Raw genomic sequence first — 17731 nt, 5'->3', positions numbered from 1 at the left:
GGATCCTCACCGTTCGTGGTCGTGGCCGCCGGCAGCGGCGTCTTCGGCATCGGCTTCGTAGGAGGGGTGTGCGGGGTCGTCGCCGTACGCGGCGCCCTCCAGCTCACTCAGCACCTGTTCCTCCACGAGCTCCGCCAGTGCGGCGACCGTGCGGGAGACCAGGACGTCGCGGGGGGTGAGCGTGACGCCGAACGCCTCGTTGGCGCGGGAGGCGACGAGCAGGGCGCGCAGGGAGTCGCCGCCGAGCAGGAACCAGTCGTCCTCGGCGCCCACGGCCGTCTCCAGGGCCTCCTCCCAGAGGGCAGCGAGCGCCTCCTCGGTGGGCGTGCGCGGTGCGACGTACTCGGACGGTGCCCGCTCCTCGGCCGGCGCCGGGGCGGGCAGGGCGGCCCGGTCGGTCTTGCCGTTCTCGGTGAGCGGGAAGCGGTCCAGCACCACGAACGCCGAGGGGACCATGGGAGCGGGCAGGGAGCGGGCGGCCAGCTCCCGCAGTGCGGCGGCGGTGGGAGGTTCGGCGCCCGGAGCCGAGAGCAGGTGGGCGACCAGCCGGGGCAGGCCCGGTTCGTCCTCGCGTACGGTCACCACGGCGTCCAGCACTCCCGGATGGCGGACCAGGGTGGCTTCGACCTCGCCCGCCTCGATGCGGTGGCCGCGCAGCTTCAGCTGGTGGTCGGTGCGGCCCAGGTAGTGCAGTTCGCCCGCGCTGTCGCGGCGCACGAGGTCGCCGGTGCGGTACATGCGGGTGCCGGGCGGTCCGAACGGGTCGGCGCGGAACCGGGCGGCGGTCAGCCCGGGCCGGCCGAGGTATCCGCGTGCCAGCGCCGGTCCGGCCAGCCAGAGTTCACCGGTGACGCCGTCGGGGACGGGCCGCAGCCGGGCGTCGAGGACGTAGGCGCGGGTGGCGGGCAGCGGGCGGCCGACGGGCGGTGCGGCGCCGTCCGCCTCCAGGGGCGCGGACCAGGTGGCGACGACGGTGGCCTCGGTGGGGCCGTAGGAGTTGACCATGTGGTGGTGCGGTGCCCAGCGGGCGACGAGTTCGGCCCCGCACGCGTCGGCGCCGACGATCAGCGTCTTCAGGTCGGGGAGGGTGCCGGGCGTGCCGTCGGGCAGGGTGGCGAGCGCGGCCGGCGGCAGCAGGGTGTGCGTGACGCGCTCGGCCCGCAGGACGTCGGCGAGCTGGGCGCCGAGCAGCGGCCCGGGCGGGGGTAGGACGAGCCGGGCGCCGTGCGGCAGGGACATGCACAGCTCCAGCACGGAGGCGTCGAAGCTGGGCGTGGCGAAGGCCAGCACCCGGTCCCCCGCGCTCACCTGGTAGTGGGCGGCCTCGGCGGCGGAGAACGCGGCGAGCCCGCGGTGGGTGACGACGACGCCCTTGGGGGTGCCGGTGGAGCCGGAGGTGTAGATGACGTAGGCCGGATCGTCCAGGTCGAGCGGGCGGGTCCGGTCGGCGTCGCCCGGCCGGTGTCCGGGCACGTCGTCCGGCGGGGCGGCGAGCAGGTCCGCGACCTCCTTGGCGTCGAGGGTGAGAGCGGGGGCCGCGTCGCGCAGCATCAGGGCGATCCGCTCCTCGGGGTAGCCGGGGTCGACGGGCAGGAACGCGGCGCCCGCCTTGGCCACCGCGAGTTGTGCCAGCACCATGTCCGCCGAGCGGGGCAGCAGCAGCGCGACGAGGTCGCCGGGTCCGGCGCCCCGGGCGATGAGCCGGTGGGCGAGCCGGTTGGCCCGCGTCTCGGCCTCCGCGAACGTGAGGAGCGTGCCCGGCGCGTCGAGCGCGGGCGCGGTGGGCCACCGGTCGACGGCGGCTTCCACGAGCGCGGGCAGGGTGGCGGCGGGCACCGGGCCGAGCGCCGGGCGGGCCGGGCCGCGCAGCAGCCGGTCGCGCTGCTCGGGCGGCAGTACGTCGATGTCGTCCAGGCGGGCGGTGCCGTCCGAGGCGGCCAGGGCGTGGAGGGTGTGCAGCAGCTGTCCGGCCAGGGACTCGGCGGTGGCCGGGGCGAAGTACCGGGGGTCGTAGCCCAGTTCGACGGCCAGCCGGTCGCCGGGCGAGACGACCACGGTGAGCGGGTAGTTGGTGGCCTCCCGGGCGTCCAGGTCCCGCAGCGCGAGGCCGTGCGCACCGGCGGTCGCGTCACCGACCGGATAGTTCTCGAAGACCACCAGGCTGTCGAACAGCTGCGTACCGGGCGGCAGTTCACCGAGGGTGTGCAGCGTGTTGAGGGGCAGGTGGTCGTGGCGGCGGTCCTCGGCCCGGGCCTCCTGCACCGCGCGCAGCCAGCCGGCGCAGTCGGCGGTGCCGTCGACCACGGTCCGGGCGGGCAGCGTGGTGATGAACAGGCCGGTGATGCCGTCGGCGCCCGGCAGGTCGGCGGGCCGCCCGGAGACGGTCGTGCCGAAGCACACCTCCCGCTCCCCGCTCCACCGCGCCAGCAGCAGCGCCCAGGCGCCCTGCACCAGCGTGTTGAGGGTGAGCCGGTGCCGGCGGGCGAACTCCTGGAGCAGCCGCGTCCGTTCGGCGTCGAGCCGCTGCGACAGCCAGGTCCCGGAGCGGGCCGTGGTGCCCGGCGCGGGCCTGCGGTCGTAGGGCAGCGGGGTCGGCGTCGCGAAGCCGGCCAGGACGCCGCGCCAGTGGTCCCGCGCCGGTCCGGTGTCGCGGGCGGCCAGCCAGCCGGCGTAGTCCGCGAACGGCCTGCGCTCGGGCAGCCGGGGCGGCTCGCCCCGGGTGAGGGCGGCGTGCGCGTTCATCACGTCGGACAGGACGTGGAAGACGCTCCAGCCGTCCAGCAGGACGTGGTGGAAGGTCCACACCACGCGTACCGCGTCGGGGCCGAGCCGGACCAGGGCGAGCCGCAGCAGCGGGGCCCGGTCCAGGGCGACGCCCCGGGCCCGTTCCTCGGCGAGCAGGTGCTCCAGCTCCGCGTCCCGCCGGTCCGCCGGCACCCCGCTCCAGTCGAGCTCGGTGACCGGCAGGGTCACGTTCCGGTGGACGACCTGGAGCGGCACGGGGACGCCGTGCAGGACGACGGACGTGCGCAGGACGGGGGTGCGGTCGACGACGTGCCGCCAGGCCGCTGCCAGGGTGCCCCGGTCGTGGGCGCCGTCCACGACGAAGGTGATCTGCTCGACGTACAGGCCGTGTTCGGCGTCGTCCAGGCCGTGCATCACCATGCCGGTCTGGGTCGGGGTGAGCGGATACACGTCCGCGACGTCGGCTCCGCTGCCGACGAGCCGGTCGACGGCCGTCTGGTCCAGCGGCGCGAGCGGGAAGTCGGAGGGGGTACGGCCACCGGCGCCGGGTTCGGCGCAGTGGCGGACGATCGCGCGGAGTTCGTCGGCCAGTTCGGCCGCCAGCCGGGCGACGGTCTCGCGCCGGTGGACCTCCCGGGAGTACGACCAGGTGAACTCCAGCCGGTCGTCGGTGACCCGGCCGAGGACGTCCAGGAGGTACGGCCGGTCCGCCGAGCGGTCCATGCCGCCGGCGAGGCCGCCGTGGGGCGCGTGCAGCAGGCCGCCGGGGGCGGGGGTGCCGTCCTGCCGGCCCAGGTAGTTGAAGCAGACGGGCGGCAGGCCGGGCAGCCCGGCTCCGGCCGTGGGGCGGAGGAAGCGCAGGGCGCCGTAGCCGAGTCCGCCGTGCGGTACGGCCCGCAGGTTCTCCTTGACGGTCTTCAGCGCGGTGCCGGTGCCGGCGTCCCGGGGCACGTCCAGGGCGACCGGGTACATCGCGGTGAACCAGCCTGCGGTCCGCGCGAGGTCGACGTCCGCGAACAGCTCCTCGCGGCCGTGGCCCTCCAGGGCCACCGCCACCCGGTCCCGGCCGGTCCAGCGGGCCAGGACCCGGCCCAGCGCGCACAGCAGGACGTCGTTGACGCGGGTGCGGTACACGTCCGGCACGTCCTGGAGCAGCCGGCGCGTCTCCTCGGCGTCGAGGCCGGCGGTCACGCTGTCCTCGTCGGCGACGGTGTTCGCGCCGCCGGGGCGGTCTTCGGGCAGCGCGGTGCCGACGTCGAGGCCCTGCCAGTGGGCGAGTTCGCCGTCGAATCCGCCCGCCTCGGTGTGCGCGGCGAGCCGCCGCGCCCAGTCCCGGAACGAGGTGCTCTTGGCGCCGAGGGCGGGCCGCTCGCCGTCCCGCAGGGCGCGGTGGGCGAGGTCCAGGTCCTCCAGGATCAGCCGCCAGGACACGGCGTCCACGACCAGGTGGTGGGCGGCCAGCAGCAGCACCGGCCGGCCGCCGTCGTCCGGCCGGCACAGCGCGGCCCGCAGCAGCGGCCCGCCGGCCAGGTCGAACCCGGCGCCGAGCGCGTCGGCCACCTCCTGCGGCGCGGTCCCCCGGTGCACCTCCAGGTGGACCTCCTCCCCCGGCTCGGCGCCGTACTGCCGCCACCGCCCGTCCCCGCCCGGCTCGAAGCGCAGCCGCAGCGCGTCGTGGTGCTCCAGTACGGCGGCCAGGGCGGCCCGCAGCAGGTCCTCGTCCGGGTCGGCGGCCAGCTCGTAGGCGACCGTCTGGCTGAAGTGGGCGGGGTCGCCGGTGAGGGTGTCGAGGAGCCAGTGCTGTACGGGGGTGAGCGGGGCGTCGCCGGTCACCGGGCCCTGCTCGGCGACGACGGTCGCGGCGCCGGGACCGTCGCCGTCCGGCGACCTCTCGGCGGCGGCGGCGAGTTCGGCGAGGGTCTGGTGAGTGAACAGGTGCCGGGGGGTCAGCGCCAGCCCGGCCCGGCGGGCGGCCGAGACGATCCGGATACCGAGGACCGAGTCGCCGCCGAGCGTGAAGTAGTTGTCGTCGGCGCCGACTTCGGGCACACCGAGCACCTCCGCCCAGATGCCCGCGAGGATGCGCTCGGCCTCGGTACGCGGCGGCCGGCCCGCCTCACCGGTGGCCGTCGCGGCCCACTCGGGCGCGGGCAGCGCCTGCCGGTCGAGCTTCCCGGTGGCCCCTAGCGGCAGCCGCTCCAACGGGACGACGAGGGCGGGCACCAGGTGGTCGGGGAGGCTTCGGGCGAGGAAGGCGCGCAGCTCGGCGGGGTCCGGCAGGGTCGCCGGGTGGCCGCCGTCCGGTCCGGGCGCGCTCTTCGCCGCGGGGACGGTGCGAGTCCCGGGGCCTGTCCCGCCGTCGGGCCCCGGCGCGCCCGTTCCGCGGGGCACCCCGCGGCCGTCGGCGCCGGCCTGGCCGCCGGTCCCGCCGTCGGGCCCCGGCGCGCCCGTTCCGCGGGGCACCCCGCGGCCGTCGGCGGCGGCCTGGCCGCCGGGGTCCGGGGAGCCCATCGCCCGGGGTACCGCGTACGCGACCAGGCGGCGGTGGCCCGCGTCCTCGACCACCCGGGCCGCTGCCGCCGCCACGGCCGGGTGGCGGGCCAGCGCGGCCTCCACCTCGCCGAGTTCGATGCGGAAGCCCCGCACCTTGACCTGGTCGTCGCCACGGCCGAGGTAGACGAGGTCGCCGTCGGCCGTCCAGCGGACCAGGTCGCCGGTGCGGTACATGCGGCTGCCGGGCGGCCCGAACGGGTCGGGCAGGAAGCGGCTCGCGGTCAGGCCCGGACGGCGCAGATAGCCGCGGGCGACGCCGGTTCCGGCCAGGAACAGTTCGCCGGGCGCGCCGACGGGCACCGGGCGCATCCGCTCGTCCAGCACATGGGCGCGGGCGCCGCCGATCGGCCGGCCGATCGGCGGATCGCGGTCGGGGTCGGCCGGGTCGCAGGTGAAGGCGGTGGCGTAAACGGTGGCCTCGGTGGGGCCGTAGATGTTGCGCACCCGGCTGCCGGGGACGGCGTCGCGGACCCGGCGCACGGTCCGGGCGGGCAGCCCCTCCCCGGCGAGGACGACGGTGTCCGCGACGATCCGCACGGCGTCCTCGGCGAGCAGCCGGTCGAGGGCCGACGGCACCGCGCTGAGCAGCCCGGCCCGCCAGGGTCCGGGGCGCTCGGCGAGGGCCAGCAGGTCGCGGACGACCTCCACGCAGCCGCCGGACAGCAGCGGCGAGAAGATCTCGAACACCGACACGTCGAAGTTGAGTGAGGTGGACGCCACCACGTGGTGCAGGCCCCGGCCGGTGAACTCGGCCGCCGCCCAGTCGGTCAGGGCCAGCACGGACGCGTGGCTGACGACGACGCCCTTGGGCCGGCCGGTGGAGCCGGAGGTGTGGATGACGTAGGCGGGGTGTCCGGGCAGCAGCGGGCCACGCCGTTCGCCGTCGCCGACCGGCGTGTCCGGCGCGCCGGTGTCCGGGGCGTCGTCCAGCAGGATGCGGGTGAACGGGCCCTCGGGCAGCCGGCCGGCGGTCTCCGCGGCCGTGATCACGGCGTCAGGGCGTACGTCCTCGAAGAGGAACGCGACGCGCTCGGCCGGGTACTGGGGGTCGACCGGGAGATAGGCCGCGCCGCTCTTCAGCACCGCGAGGAGCGCCACGACCAGGTCGGCGGTGCGGGGCAGGCACAGGGCGACGAAGCGCTCGGGTCCGGCGCCGGCGGCGATGAGCAGCCGGGCCAGCCGGCTGGAGCGTGCGTCGAGTTCGCGATAGGTGAGGCAGGTGTCGCCGTGGCGGACGGCGGGGGCGTCCGGGGTGCGCGCGGCCTGGCGCCGGAACGCCTCCGGCAGCGTGTCGCGCGGTGCCTCGGCCCCCCGTCCGCCGAACCGGTCGACCAGCCCACGCCCCGCGGCCGGGTCCAGCAGCGGCAGGTCGGCCAGGCGGCGGCCGGGGTCGGTGGCCATGCCGGTGAGCAGGGTGCGCAGGGTCTCGCCGAGCCCTTCCACCGTCGTGGCGTCGAACACGGCCGGGTCGTAGTCCAGGTGCACGGCCAGGGTGTCGCCGGGTGCGACGACCACGCTGAGCGGGTAGTTGGTCGGCTCCAGGTCCCGCTCCTGCTCCATGGCCAGGCCGTGCCGGGCCAGCGCGCCCTCGTCGAAGGGGTAGTTCTCGAAGACGACGATGGAGTCGAACAGGCCGGTGCCGCCCGGCACTTCGCTCCACGACTGCACCTGGGCCAGCGAGACGAAGTCGTGGCGCCTGGCCTCGGACTGGGCGGCCTGGAGGTCGCGCAGCCAGTCCAGCAGCGGGCGCCGCCCGTCGACGCGGGCCCGGGTGGGCAGCGTGTTGATGAACAGGCCGACCATCGTGGTGACCCCCGGCAGATCGGCGGGCCGCCCGGAGACGGTCGTACCGAACACCACGTCCTCGCCGCCGCCGTAGCGGGACAGCAGCAGCGCCCAGGCGCCCTGGAGGACCGTGTTGAGGGTCAGCCCGGCCCGCTGCGCGGTGTCCCGCAGGCGCGCCGAGACGTCCGGGGAGAGGGTCATCCGCACCGACCCGGAGGAGGAGGCGCGGTGGGCCTCGGCGGGCCGCCGGTCGCGGGGCAGTTCGGTGGGGGCCGGGAAGCCGGCGAGGGCCTCGCGCCAGTACCGTTCGGCCCGGGCGGTGTCCCGCCCGGCCAGCCGGCGCAGATGGTCGGCGAAGGGCCGGCGTTCGGGCACCTGCGGGCGGCGTCCTGAGGTGAGGGCCGCGTACCGCTCGCACACCTCGTCGAAGACCTGGGCCGCGCTCCAGCCGTCGAGCAGGACGTGGTGGAACGTCCACAGCAGGCGGACCCGGTCCGGTGCCAGCCGGATCAGCGTCAGCCGCATCAGGGGCGCGGCGGCCAGGTCGATGCCGGCCCGCCGGTCCTCGGCGAGCAGCCGGTCCAGCTCGCGCGCCTCTTCCTCGGCGGACCGTCCGGACCAGTCGAGGTGGGTGACGGGCACGGTGGCCCGGTGCCGGACGACCTGGAGCGGTTCCGGGGTCTCCTGCCACACCAGGCGGGTGCGCAGCACCGGGTTGGCGTCGGCGGTGTGCTGCCACGCCTCGGCGAGCGCGTGCGGGTCGGTGACGCCGGACAGCACCAGCTGCACCTGGTTGACGTAGGTGCGGCCGGCCGGGTCCAGCAGACTGTGGAAGAGCATGCCCGCCTGCATCGGCGTCAGCGGGTAGATGTCGGCGACGTCCCGGCCGTCCCCGGCGATCCGGTCCACGGCGGCCTGGTCCAGGCGGGCCAGCGGGAAGTCCGACGGGGTACGGCCGCCCGCGTCCGGGCGGGCGCAGTGCGCGACGATGCCGGTGAGGGCCCGCAGCATGCCCTCGGCGAGCGCGGTGACGGTCTCCTCGTGGTGCCGTCCGGCGCTGTAGTACCAGGTGATCTCCAGCCGGTCGTCCTCGACCCGGGCCACGACGTCCAGCAGGTGCGGCCGCTCGGTGCCGGGCGCCTCCGCGCCGCCGAGCCCGCCGGGCACCGAGCCGATCAGGATGCCGCCCTCTGCGGACCAGTCGAAGCGGCCCAGGTAGTTGAAGCTGACGCCGGGCGCGGGGGTGCCGGTGAGCCGAGGGTCGCGGGCGAGGTGGCGCAGCACGCCGTAGCCGAGTCCGCGGTCGGGTACGGCCCGCAGCTGCTCCTTCACCGACTTCAGGGCGGTGCCCCAGTCCCCGGCCGGGACGGTGAGGGCGACCGGGAAGAGCGAGGTGAACCAGCCGACCGTGCGGGACAGGTCGACGTCCTCGAAGAGCTGGTCCTCCCGGCCGTGCCCCTCCAGGCCGACGGCGACGGTGTCGCGTCCGGTCCAGTCGGCGAGGACCCGGCCCAGCGCGGTGAGCAGGACGTCGTCGACGCGGGTGCGGTAGACGCCGGGGACGCGGCGCAGGAGGCCGTCGGTGCTGTCGCGGTCCAGCCGTACGGTCACCTCGCGGGTGTCGGCCATGGTGGTGCCGCCGTCGCCGTCCACGGGCAGCGGGTCGGCGCAGGCCCGGGCGGCCTCCGCCCAGTGGGCGTGCCCGGCGGCGAAGACGTCGGCGTGGTCGCGCAGCCGGCGGGCCCACTCCTGTGCGGAGGTGGTGCGGGCGGGCAGCCGTACGGACTGTCCGGACGCGGCCTGCCGGTAGGCGGTCTCCAGGTCCTCCAGCAGGATCCGCCAGGAGACTCCGTCGACCACCAGGTGGTGGGCGATCAGCAGCAGCCGGGCGGGGCGGGAGCCGTCGGCGGTGAACAGGCGGGCGGTGAACAACGGGCCGGTGTCCAGGCGGAGTCCGGCGTGGGCCGCCGCCGTGACGAGCTCCTCGGCGCGGACGTCGTGGACCTGGAGCAGGTCGGGGACCGGGCTGTCGGCGGCGGCGACGTCCTGGCGCCGGCCGCCGGCGGCGGCCACGAACCGGGCGCGCAGGGCGTCGTGGTGGGTCCACAGCGCGGTCAGGGCGTGGCGCAGGGCGTCCTCGTCCACCGGGCCGGCCGTCTCGATGACGACGGACTGGTTGAAGAAGTCGGGGTGCGCGGGGCGCGCGTCCAGGAACCAGTGCTGGATCGGGGTGAGGTCCGCCGGTCCGGCGACCGGTCCGGTACCGGCGACGGCCGGCCCGGTACCGCCGCCGGCGGCGGCCAGTTCGGCCACCGTGGGGTGCCGGAAGAGATCGCGCGGGGTGAGCGCGAGCCCCGCGGCCCGGGCCCGGGAGACCACCTGGATGCTGAGGATCGAGTCGCCGCCCAGCATGAAGAAGTTGTCGTCGACGCCGACCTGTTCGAGCCCCAGCAGCTCCGCCCAGATCCCGGCGAGGATGTGCTCGGTCTCGGTGCGCGGGGCGCGGTGGGCCCGCTCGGCGCCGGCCGACCAGTCGGGGGCGGGCAGCCGCCGCCGGTCGACCTTGCCGTTCGCCGTCAGCGGCAGCTCCGCGACGGTGACGAACGCGGCGGGCAGCATGTAGTCGGGCAGCCCGGCCGCGAGGTGTGCGCGCAGCTCGGCGGTGGACGGCACCTCGGCGCCCTTGGCCGGCACGAGGTGGGCGGCCAGCCGCTTGCGCCCGGCGTCCTCGTACAGGGAGACGACGGCCTCGGCCACGCCGGGGTGTGCGCTGAGCCGGGCCTCGATCTCCGCGGGTTCGACGCGGAAGCCACGGATCTTGATCTGGTCGTCGGCGCGGCCGACGAAGTGCAGCTCGCCGTCGGCGCTCCAGCGCACGATGTCGCCGGTGCGGTACATCCGGGTGCCGGGCGGGCCGAAGGGGTCGGCGACGTAGCGGGCGGCGGTCGCCCCGGGCCGGCCGGCGTAGCCCCGCGCCAGGCCGGCGCCGGCGACGTACAACTCACCCGGTACGCCCGGCGGCTGGGGTTGCAGAGCGGAGTCCAGGACGTACACACGGGTGTTGTCCAGCGGGCGTCCGATGGGCAGGACGGCGGACAGCGGGTCGCCGGAGCGGAAGGCGCGGCGGGTGGCGAAGGTGGTGGTCTCGGTGGGACCGTAGCCGTCCACGACGGTCAGCCCGGGGCAGGCGTCCAGCACCCGGCGCACGACCGCGCCCGGCACGGCCTCGCCGCCCGTCCACACCTCACGGGCGCCGTGCAGGCAGCCGGGGTCCTCCTGGGCCAGCAGGCGGAACAGCCCCGCCGTCAGCCACAGGCAGCTCACACCCTGCTCCCTGACGGCACGGCGGACCAGGGCGGCGTCCAGGTCGGTGGGCGGGGCGAGCACGGCCGTTCCGCCACGCAGCAGCGGCACCCACACCTCGTAGGTGGCGGCGTCGAACGCGTGCGGCGAGTGCACGAGGACCCGGTCGTGCCCGGCGAACGCCCGGTCCAGAGCGAGCGCGACGACGTCCCGCTGCCGCACCGCGACACCCTTGGGGGTACCGGTGGAGCCCGAAGTGAACATCAGGTACTGGACGTTGTCGGGGTGGACGGCGTGGGCGGCGTCCGGGGCGGAGGGGGCGGGAAGCGCGGGACCGTCCCCGTCGGAGTGCCCGGGAATCGCGGGGCCGTCCCCCTCGGAGTGCCCGGGAGTCGCGGGAGCGTACGCCTCGAAGTGGCCCGGGGCCGCGGAATCGTCCGGGCCGGAGTGGGTGAGAGTCGCGGAAGCGTGCGTGGCGGACGTGTCGTCCACGCGCACGACGCCGTCGCCGGGCAGCACCTCCCGGGCCGTCTCCTCCCACCCGGCGTCGGTCAGCAGCAGGCCGGCTCCGGCCTCGGCGAGTGTCCGGCGCAGCCGCTCGACGGGAGCCCGGCCGTCCAGCGGCACGTACACCCCGCCGGTGCGGACGAGCGCCAGCTGCGTGACGATCAGCTCCACACAGCGGTCCATGAGCACCCCGGCCGGGCGTTCCGGCCGTACGCCGAGCCCCGTCAGACGCACAGCCAAACGCTGTGCGCGGGCGTCGAGTTCGCGGTACGTCAGGCGCTCGTCACCGGCCTCCAGGGCCACCGCGCCGGGAGTGCGGCGCACCTGCGCGGCGAAGAGGTCCGCGACGGTGGTGTCGGGGAGATCGGTGGCGGTGTCGTTCCAGGCGCGCAGCACCTGTTCGCGGCGCTCGGCGGTGAGCAGCGGCAGCCGGGCGGGCGGGCGCGCGGAGCCGGTGGGCATCCCGGCGAGCAGGACGGTCAGGTACTCGGCCATCCGCTCGGCGGTTCCCGTGTCGAGGAGTTCGGGGTCGTAGCCGAGGCGCAGGGTCAGCCCGGCCCCCGGATAGGCGGTGAGGCTCAGCGGGTAGTTGGTGGTCTCGATGCCCTCCAGACCGCTCAGGCGCAGTCCGTGGGCGGCGGCGAGGTCGTCGTCCACCGGGTAGTTCTCGAAGACGACGATGCTGTCGAACAGGCCGACCCGCTCGGGGAGTCCGGTGAACGCCCGCATCCGGGTGAGCGGCAGGTGGTCGAAGCGCCGGTCCTCGCTCTGGTCGTGCTGGAGCGCGCGCAGCCAGTCGAGCAGGGTGCCGTGGTCCGGGACGGTGACGCGGGTGGGCAGGGTGGTGATGAACAGGCCGGTCATGGCCTCGGCGCCGGGAAGCTCGGGCGGCCGTCCGGACACGGTGGTGCCGAACACCACCTCGTTCCGTCCCGCCTGCCGGGCCAGCAGCAGCGCCCAGGCGCCCTGCACCAGGGTGTTCAGGGTCAGGCCGGAGGTGCGGGCCAGCTCCTCCAGCGCCCGGCTGGTTTCCGGGGGCAGCGTCGTCCGGACGGCGTGCGTGGACTCGGCGCGGTGGGCCTCGCGCGGCTCACGGTCGTACGGCAGCGGGGTGGCCTCGGTCAGACCGGCCAGGCGGCGCCGCCAGTGCCGTTCGGCGGCGTCCGGGTCGCGTCGGCGCAGCCAGCTCACGTAGTCGCGGTGGGGCGGGCGGTCCGGGAGGGTGCCGGGGTCGCCGCCGGCGTGGTGGGCGAAGACGTCCGAGAGCACCTGGAACAGGCTCCAGCCGTCCAGGAGAAGGTGGTGGAAGGACCACACCACGCGCACCTCGGTGCCGGAGAGGCGGGCGAGGAGCAGCCGCTGGAGCGGGGCGCGGCCGAGGTCGATGCCGTCCGCGCGGTCGCGGGCCAGTACGTCGTCCAGCCGGGCGCGGCGCTCGCCGTCGGTCAGGTCGCGCCAGTCCAGGTGGGTGACCGGTACGGCCGCGTGGCGCCGCACCACCAGCAGCGGCTCGGGCACGTCCTGCCAGACGACCCCGGCACGCAGCACCTCGGTGCGGTCGGTGACGTACTGCCAGGCGGCGGCGAGGGCCCGCGGGTCGGGCACGCCGTCCAGGACGAAGGTCAGCTGCTGGAAGTAGACACCGCGGTCGTCCTGGGACAGGCCGTGGAAGAGCATGCCCGCCTGGGTGGGCGTGAGCGGGTACACGTCGGTGACCGCCGCCGGGTCCGCGCCGGTGATCCGGTCCACGGTGGCCTGGTCGAGCCGGGCCAGCGGGAAGTCGGACGGGGTGCGCCCCGCGGCGCCGGGCCGGGCGGCGTACCGGGCCAGGTCGGCCAGCGCGTCGGCGAAGCGGCCCGCCAGGTCCGCGACCGTGTCCTGCCGGTGCAGCCGGCCGGAGTGGAACCACGTGAACTCCAGCGTGTCACCGTCGAGCCGGCCGACGACTTCGAGGGCGTGCGGGCGCTCGGCCGCCGGGTCGGCGTCCAGTTCCAGCGGCCGTACGGTGCCCCGGTAGAGGCTGTCGGGGTCCTCCGGCAGCCCCATGCGGCCCAGGTAGTTGAAGCTGATCTGTGCCTCGGGGGTGCGCGGGGCCGTACCGGGATCCGCCAGGTGGCGCAGCGCGTCATGGCCCAGGCCGTGCCGGGGTACGGCGCGCAGCTGCTCCTTGACCCGCTTGAGCACGGCGTCCCAGCCGGCGTCCTTCGGGACGGCGAGCGCGACGGGGTACCGGGTGGTGAACCAGCCGACCGTGCGGCTGATGTCCAGCTCGGGGAAGAGTTCCTCGCGGCCGTGCCCCTCGACGTCGACCACCACCCGGTCCCGGCCGCTCCAGGCGCACAGGGCCCGGCCGAGGGCGCTGAGCAGGACGTCGTTGGCCTGGGTGCGGTAGGTGTCGGGCAGGGTGCGCAGCAGGGCGGAGGTGTCCTCGGGGCTCAGGCGGACGGTGACGGAGCGCTGGGAGGCGTAGGTGTTCGCGCGCCGGGAGTCCTGCGCGCCGGGGTCGCTCACCGGCACCACGGGTCCGGCCTGCGGGACGGCCTGGGCCCAGTACTCCCGTTCGTCGTCGAAGCCGCCCTCCGCCGCGTGCGCGGCCAGCCGGCGGGCCCACTCCCGCAGGGCCGTGGACTTCGCGGGCAGCGCCGCCGCGCCGTCGTCGCCGGCCCGGCGGGCCCGGTAGGCGCGGTCCAGGTCCTCCAGGAGCACCCGCCAGGACACCCCGTCGACCACCAGGTGGTGGACGGCGAGGTGCATGACCCTGGGGCGGCCGGTTCCGTCGTCGTGCAGCACGGCCCGCAGCAGGGGACCCCGGGCGAGGTCGAAGGGGCCGAAGTGCGGGGTGTCCGTGTCCGGGCCGGTGTGGTGGGCCAGGCGGATGCGGGGCGCCCGGTCCTCGATGTGCCAGCGGACGCCCGGGCCGGCCGCGTCGGTGACGAAGCGGGAGCGCAGGGCGTCGTGGTGGGCGGCCAGGTCGTTCAGCGCCTCTTCCAGTGCCGCCGGGTCGAGGTCGTCCGGCACGCGGACGGACAGCGCCTGGGCGTAGTGTCCGGCGCGCTCGGGGGCGGTGCCGAACAGCCAGTGCTGGATGGGTGTCAGGGGGGCCGGGCCGGTGGCCGGCTCCGGGGCGGGGGCGGTCTCGCGGGGGCCTCGGGCGGCGTCCGCGCAGCGGGCGAGGGCGGCGACCGTCTGGTGCCGGTAGACGTCCCGGGAGGTCAGCGACAGCCCCTCCTGCCGGGCGCGGGCCACCACCTGGATGCTGAGGATCGAGTCGCCGCCGAGTTCGAAGAAGTTGTCGTCGACGCCGACGCGTTCCACGCGCAGCACCTCGGCCCAGATCGCCGCGAGCGCGCGTTCGGTGGGTGTGCGGGGAGCGACATGCCGTACCGCGCGCACGGCGGGGCCCGGGTCGGGGAGCCGGGCGCGGTCGAGCTTGCCGTTCGGGTTGAGCGGCAGGGCGTCGAGCACGACGACGGCCGAGGGCACCATGGAGGCGGGCAGGGTACGGCCGAGCTCCCGGCGTACGGCCTCGGGGTCGACCCGCTGCCCGGCGGCCGGGACGACGTATCCGGCCAGCCGCCGGTGGCCGTCGGCGTCGGTGGTGACGGTGGCCGCCGCCTCGGCGACGCCCGCGCAGCGGCGCAGCGCCTCCTCCACCTCGCCCAGCTCGATCCGGAAGCCGCGCACCTTGACCTGCTGGTCGATCCGCCCGACGTACTCCAGGGCGCCGTCGGCGCGGCGGCGCACCAGGTCGCCGGTGCGGTACATGCGCTCCCCCGGTGCGCCGAACGGGTCGGCGACGAACCGGGCGGCCGTCAGTCCGGGCCGGTGCAGGTAGCCGCGGGCCAGGCCGCCGCCCCCCAGGTACAGCTCGCCGGTGACGCCGACCGGTTGGGGCCGCAGGGAGCCGTCGAGGACGTAGGACCGGGTGAGCGCCACGGGTCCGCCGATGGGCGGCGCCTGCTCGGGCAGCCGGTCGCCGGCGAACCAGGCGGTGGCGTACACGGTGGCCTCGGTGGGCCCGTAGACGTTCGCGACACGGCACTCGGGCAGGGCGGCGCGCAGGTCCCGCAGCGTCTGCTCGGGCAGGGCCTCACCGGCCAGGACGACGGTGTCCGCGGTGACGGGTGCCGTACCGCCGGCGATCAGGCGGGAGACGACGGACGGCACTCCGCTGAGCAGCCCGGCGCGCCGGGGGCCGGTGTCGTCGGCCAGGGCCGGCAGGTCGGGGACCACCTCGACCGTGCCGCCGGCCGTCAGCGGGCACAGCAGCTCGAACACGGAGACGTCGAAGTTGAGGGAGGTGGAGGCGATCACATGGTCCAGGCCGGCGGCCCCGAACCGCTCCTTCGCCCACGCGGCCAGCGCGCTGACCGTGCGGTGGGTGACGACGACCCCCTTGGGGCGGCCGGTGGAACCGGAAGTGTAGATGACGTAGGCGGGATGGTCCGGCAGCAGTGGCCGGGGCCGGTCGGCGTCGGTGAGGTCCGTGTCGGGCACGGCCGGGTCGGCGCAGTCCTCCAGCAGCAGGGGGGCGCGGTCGGCGGGCAGGGCGGCTGCGGTCTCCCGGGTGGCGAGGACGAGGGCGGGCCGGGCGTCGTCGAGCATGAGGCGGACGCGCTCGGCCGGATAGGCGGGGTCGACGGGGAGGTAGCCCGCGCCCGAGGCGAGCACGGCCCACAGCACGGGCACGAGGTCGGCGGTGCGCGGCAGGCACAGCGCGACCAGGGTCTCCGGGCCCGCGCCGCGCGCGAGGAGCTGCCGGGCCAGCCGGTTGGCGCGCCGGGCGACCTCGGAGTAGTCCAGCCGGACGGGGCCGCAGATGACGGCGGTACGGTCCGGGGTGCGGGCCGCCTGGGCGCGGAACAGGTCGGGCAGCGTGCCGTGACGGGTGTCCCGGGAGCGGTGGGCGGGCGGGTTCCAGGTGTCGACCAGGGTGCGCTGTTCCCCGGCCGAGAGCATGGGCAGCTCGGCGAGCGTGCGGCCCGGTCCGTCCGCCATGCCCTCCAGCAGGCGGTGCAGATGGGCGGTCAGCCGAGCCACGGTGGCGGCGTCGAACAGGTCCGTGTTGAACTCGGCGGTCAGCACGCAGCCGCCGTCGGGGTCCGGTGAGAACTCCAGGACCAGGTCGAAGCGGGCGGCGGGGCGGGGCAGCGGGTGCTCGGTGAGCCGCAGCCCGCCGGACCGGGGCGGCACGGACAGGGCGGTCTGCTGCACGACGAGGGCCTGCACCAGCGGGGTGCGGCTCGGGTCGCGGGGCGGTGCCAGCTCCTCGACCACCCGGTCGAACGGCACCCCGTCGTGGGCGAAGGCGTCCAGTACGGTCGTCCGCATGCTCTCCACGAACCGGTCCACGGTCGCCCGTTCGTCGACCTCGCCCCGCAGCACCACCGTGTTGGCGAAGAAGCCCGGCACCTCCTCCAGGTCGCGCCGCCCGCGCCCGGTGGTGACGGTGCCGAACGCGACGTCCCGCTGCCCGGAGTAGCGGGAGAAGAGCAGCGCGGAGGCGCCCGCGAGGAGCGTGAACAGCGTGGTGCCGCGTCCCGCGGCGAGTTGTCGCAGCCGGGTCACCAACTCGGCGGGGAGCGGGCGTCGGTGGGCCGCTCCGGCGGTGGTGCGCACGGCGGGGCGCGGCCGGTCGGTGGGCAGCTCCAGGTGCTGCATGCCCGCCAGGTGGCGTCTCCAGTAGGCCAGATCCGCGGTGTCGGCCTCGGTGGCCCGCTGCCGCCGCTCCCACACGGCGAAGTCCGGGTACTGCACGGCGGGTCGCGGAAGGCCGTCGGGTTCTCCGGTGGTCTCCGCGTGGTAGAGGGCGGCGAGTTCGCGGGTGAGGATGCCCACCGACCAGCCGTCGGTGACGATGTGGTGCTGGGCCAGGAGCAGCAGGTGGTCCTCGGCGGCGAGCCGGACGAGCAGCGCCCGGGTGAGCGGGCCGGCCGAAAGGTCGAAGGGGCGGCCCAGTTCCTCGGTGAGCAGCGCCTCGGCCGCGTCCGGACGGCGCGCTTCGGGTACGCCGGTGAGGTCGGCCGTGCGCAGGGGCAGGTCCGGCTCCGGCGCGACACGCTGGGCGCCCTGCCCGTCGGTCGTGGTGAACGTGGTGCGCAGGGAGGCGTGGCGGGCGGCGAGGCGGTGCAGGGAGCGGCGCAGCGCGTCCGGGTCGAGGGGGCCGCGCAGCCGTAGCGACACGCCGGTGTTGTACTCGGTGCCGCCCTCGGTGAGGTCGTCGAGGTACCAGAGCCGCCGCTGCGCGCTGGACAGCGGCAGGGTGCCGTCGCGGGGCGCCGGCGGTATCGGCTCCGGCGGCGCGGCGGCCGACGGATCGTCCAGCAGGGGGGCCAGGGCGGCGACCGTCCGCGCGGTGAAGACGTCCCGCAGGGTCAGCCGGACACCGAGCTCGTCCCGGATCCGGGCCAGCGCACGGGCGGCGAGGATCGATTCACCGCCCAGGTCGAAGAAGTCGTCCGTCACACCGACCGCGTCGACGCCCAGCACCTCCGCCCAGATCCGGGCGACGGCCCGCTCGCCCGCCGAACGCGGCGCGACGCGCCCCTCCGTGACGGTCCTCCCCGGCGCGGGCAGGGCCCGCCGGTCGATCTTGTGCTGGGGGGGTGAGCGGCATCCGGTCGAGCACCACGACGGCGGACGGCACCATGTGGGCGGGCAGGACGGCGGCCACGGCGGAGCGGAGGGCCGCCGGGTCGAGGGCGTGCGGGGGGTCGGAGGGGGCGGTGGCTGTGAGGCCGGTGGGACCGGTGGTGCTCTGCCCGGCGGGGGCGGTGGGATGAGTAGGGCTGGTGGGGCCGGCGGCACTCTGCCCGGCGGGGGCGGTGGGGTCGCCGGA

The 17731-nt window shown here is 76.3% G+C and carries 1 protein-coding gene; it reads right to left on the bottom strand.

Annotated elements, in window-relative coordinates; translation table 11 throughout:
• Window positions 1-6: 6 nt before the first annotated feature.
• The gene (locus C3492_RS47015; RefSeq protein WP_374938402.1) at window positions 7-17700 is read right to left on the bottom strand and encodes a non-ribosomal peptide synthase/polyketide synthase; all 17694 of its coding nucleotides are present in this window, start codon (window positions 17698-17700) and stop codon (window positions 7-9) included.
• Window positions 17701-17731 lie beyond the last annotated feature (31 nt).

It is taken from the genome of Streptomyces sp. Ru62, assembly GCF_002920615.1.
Taxonomy (GTDB): domain Bacteria; phylum Actinomycetota; class Actinomycetes; order Streptomycetales; family Streptomycetaceae; genus Streptomyces.
This window is presented reverse-complemented; position numbering and strand designations above follow the sequence as displayed.